The organism is Megasphaera sp. MJR8396C, from assembly GCF_001546855.1.
Taxonomy (GTDB): Bacteria; Bacillota; Negativicutes; order Veillonellales; family Megasphaeraceae; genus Megasphaera.
The window spans coordinates 1-3,769 of record NZ_KQ958167.1 but is presented as its reverse complement, the minus strand read 5'-3'; the positions used below and the strand labels follow the sequence as shown (position 1 = coordinate 3,769).

2 protein-coding genes are annotated in these 3,769 nt (G+C 42.6%); both read left to right on the top strand.

The window, feature by feature from the left end; genetic code table 11:
• A partial coding sequence (locus HMPREF3201_RS11340) for a YadA C-terminal domain-containing protein (protein WP_231726826.1) occupies window positions 1–673 on the top strand: 673 nt, incomplete at its 5' end.
• A 724-nt stretch (window positions 674–1,397) separates the two neighbouring features.
• Window positions 1,398–3,755: an ESPR-type extended signal peptide-containing protein gene (locus HMPREF3201_RS04335; protein ID WP_062411923.1), complete on the top strand. Its 2,358-nt coding sequence runs from the start codon at window positions 1,398–1,400 to the stop codon at window positions 3,753–3,755.
• The last annotated feature ends 14 nt before the right edge of the window (window positions 3,756–3,769 follow it).

Below are 3,769 nucleotides of genomic sequence, written 5' to 3'. Positions count from 1 at the left end.
CGGATTGACGATTAAGAATGAAGATTCGTCGAAAAACATCACCGTCGAAAACAACAACGTCAGCATGGGCGGCAATGTCATCCACAACGTCGGTGATGCCGTGGAAGCAACGGACGCTATCAATAAAGGCCAGTTCGACAGAACCGTCAGTGCTATCGGGACGGGCATGAACCAGATGAATAACCGCATCGGGAAACTCGACAGTCGCGTCAATCGCGTCGGAGCCGGAGCCGCAGCCTTGGCAGCACTCCATCCGTTGGAATACAGCTCCGATTCTAAATGGGAAGTCACGGCCGGCGTCGGTAATTACCGCGGGGCCAATGCTGTTGCCCTTGGCGCGTTCTATCGGCCCAACTACGATACCATGGTCAGCATCGGTTCGTCCTACGGCGGAGGTGAAAACATGGTCAATGCCGGCGTAACCTGGAGAATTGGTGAAGGTGAAACGGGCAGCTACCAGTCGAAGCAAGCCATGGCTCAGGAAATCGACAGCTTAAAATCGGTTGTAGCCGATCAGAGTGGCCAGCTCCAAGCTCAAAACAGCAAGATTGAAGCTCAGAGCGAACAACTGTCTGCTCAAAACGATAAGATTGAAGCTCAGAGCCAGCAATTAGAAGAACAAAATAGAAAGATTGAACAATTGATGCAGGCGATTGCCGCTTTGACGAAATAAGCAAAGCGATTATCTGCGTAAGACCGAGGCTCTTCTTTTGAGAAGGGCCTCGGTTTTTTTATTCATGTATTATGGATTTCCTACTATATTCATTTCCAGGTCATTATTGATAGGCGGATGTATTGATCTCGTGCTTATATACAACTGTTATATTTCTGATAATAATATGGAGGAATTTATACAGTGAAAAGAAAGGAATGTAGTTGGTTGAAAAATAGCATACAATTGTTGCGTTGAATTATCTTGGCGTGATGATGAAATTTGGATTTATATAGGTAGAAATTAGTAAATTAGTGGAGATTAAACGGTATCATCTCACTTGAACCGGGTTATCTTGAAAGTATTTGAATTTTTATTTACACGATTAAGTCGTATATAATTAACTGGAAAATAGTTAAAACTAACGTAAATAGTTTTATATTGTTATATTAATGTAAGCTAATTGACAATAAAATAAATAGTATATAGAATAATAACATAAGGATATATCGTACTAATTATCCAGAATAATTGTGATACAGTATTTAAATTAACGAGTTAATTTAAAAATTTGGATTTTATGGAGGGGATAATATAGGGCAAGTTTATGCTTGGGGTAATATTCATAGCTGAATGAAGGCTCGCAAGCCAAGTTATAAGTCTGCTGAAATTTAATGTCGGAAAAATATCTGTTGTTTAGTTGGTTCGTGTAAGTTTATCATCAACCTTTTAGGAGGAAAGCGATATGAATAGGATTTACAAGGTCATTTGGAGCAAAGTAAAGAATTGCTATATCGTAGTTTCTGAAATAGCAAAGAGTCACAGTAAGCCCGTATCGACAAAATTAAACGCCGGTAAAACCGTTGCGGCCGTATTGGCTGTAACGGCGTTATGCTCTGGTTTTACGGTGGGCAATGTATTTGCGGCTACCGCTACGAATCCGGCAGGGGAAGGTCCTGGGATCGCTATCGGTACTAATTCAAGTGCTAATAATAATGCAGCTGTTGCTGTTGGTATGAATGCACAAGCCAATAATCGTAACTCTGTTGCTGTAGGGTATGGTGCCCAAGCTAATTATGTGAATGCTATTGCTGTGGGCACGGGTGCTAAGGCAGAAAATTCAGATGCCATAGCTATGGGTACTAATTCTAGTGCAACCGGTAATTTGTCTGTTTCTATTGGTCAAACCGCTGGAGCTTCAGGAGCTTATGCGGTAGCGCTTGGTCAGAATGCGAAAGCGAATAAAGATAATAGCGTAGCAATTGGTAGAAATAGTAGCGTCAATGCGTCGAATGCGGTAGTAATTGGTTTTGGCGCTAGTACAACCAACGAAGTCGAAGCTACAGCTACTACGGCTGCATCGGGGGGCACTCGTGGTGTTGCTCTTGGTAATAGTGCTCAAGTTCAAGTTACTGATGGCGTTGCATTAGGCTACAATTCAATTGCTAATCGATCTGGTTATGTGGCAGATACAACAGATTCTGATGGTAATGTTACCGTTAAAGGTAATGCCGGTTCTCCGGGGTGGGATCCGAAGACAAATGCTAATGCAGATTCTTCTTTGTGGAATAATAGGACTTGGACTGCCAATAAAGGTGCGGTATCTATAGGTCGTAATGGTGAAACTCGCCAAATTATTAATGTAGCAGCCGGCACACAAGATACGGACGCGGTCAATGTAAAACAACTAAAAGATGCTGTGTCTAATGTAGTTATTCATGCCAATTATACAGATACGGCGGCGACATCTATAATTGGCAATAATATCGGAACCCTAACTCAAACTGCGGGAGCAGGGGCTAAACGGTCTGTAGCCATTGGTCGAGACGCAAAAGTACAAACAACTGCTGATTATGGCATTTCTATCGGTAATTATACGAATGTTACGGCGGCTGGTGGTGTAGCAGTCGGAAACAGTGCTCAGGTGCAAGTCATCGATGGCGTTGCTATAGGTTCAAATGCCGTTGCTAATCGATCTGGCTATATAGCTGATACTAAAGATTCAGACGGTAATGTGACAGTAAAAGGCAATGCCGGTTCTCCTGGATGGGATCCAAAAACAAATGCAAACTCTACTTTGACGACGGCTACATGGACCGCTAATAGAGGCGCATTATCTATTGGTAATGGTAGTGGTATTACTCGACAAATCACGAGTGTTGCCGCCGGTACACAAGATACGGACGCGGTCAATGTAAAACAACTTAAAGATGCGGTGTCTAATGTTTATATTCATGCAAATGGAGACACTGTAGCAACCTCTATAAATGGTAATAATTTAGGGACTTTAACTCAAACTGGCGGTGCTGGTGCAAAACGATCAGTAGCTATTGGTCGGGATGCAAAAGTACAAACGACTGCTGATTACGGCATTTCTATCGGTAATAATACGAATGTTACAGCTGTTAATGGTGTAGCAATCGGAAACAGTGCTCAGGCGCAAGTCAACGATGGTGTTGCTATAGGTTCAAATGCCGTTGCTAATCGAAATGGATATGTGGCTGACTCTACAGACTCAGATGGTAATCCCGTTAAAGGAAATGCAGGTTCTCCAGGATGGGATCCCAAAACAAATGCTAATTCTACTTTGACTAATGGGACATGGACCGCTAATAGAGGTGCATTATCTATTGGTAATGGTAGTAATATCACTCGACAAATCACAAGTGTAGCGGCCGGCACACAGGATACGGACGCAGTCAATGTGAAACAACTTAAAGAGGCTGTGTCTAATGTTTACATTCATGCAAATGGAGACACTGTAGCAACATCTATAAATGGTAATAATTTAGGAACTTTAACTCAAACTGGAGGTGCCGGTGCTAAGCGATCTGTAGCTATTGGTCGGGATGCAAAAGTACAAACGACTGCTGATTATGGCATTTCTATCGGCAATAATACGAATGTTGCTGCAGTAAATGGTATTGCTTTAGGGAATACAGCTAAGGTAGATACAGATTCTCAATATGGTATCGCAATTGGTCAAAACTCTACGATTACAAAGACAGTAGCGGCTACAGATACCCAGAGTGCTACCGGTGGGTATGATGGCATAGCAATCGGCCGAAACACTAATGTACAGGCAACTGAACCGACCCCCTAAAGTTGGACCAAAAA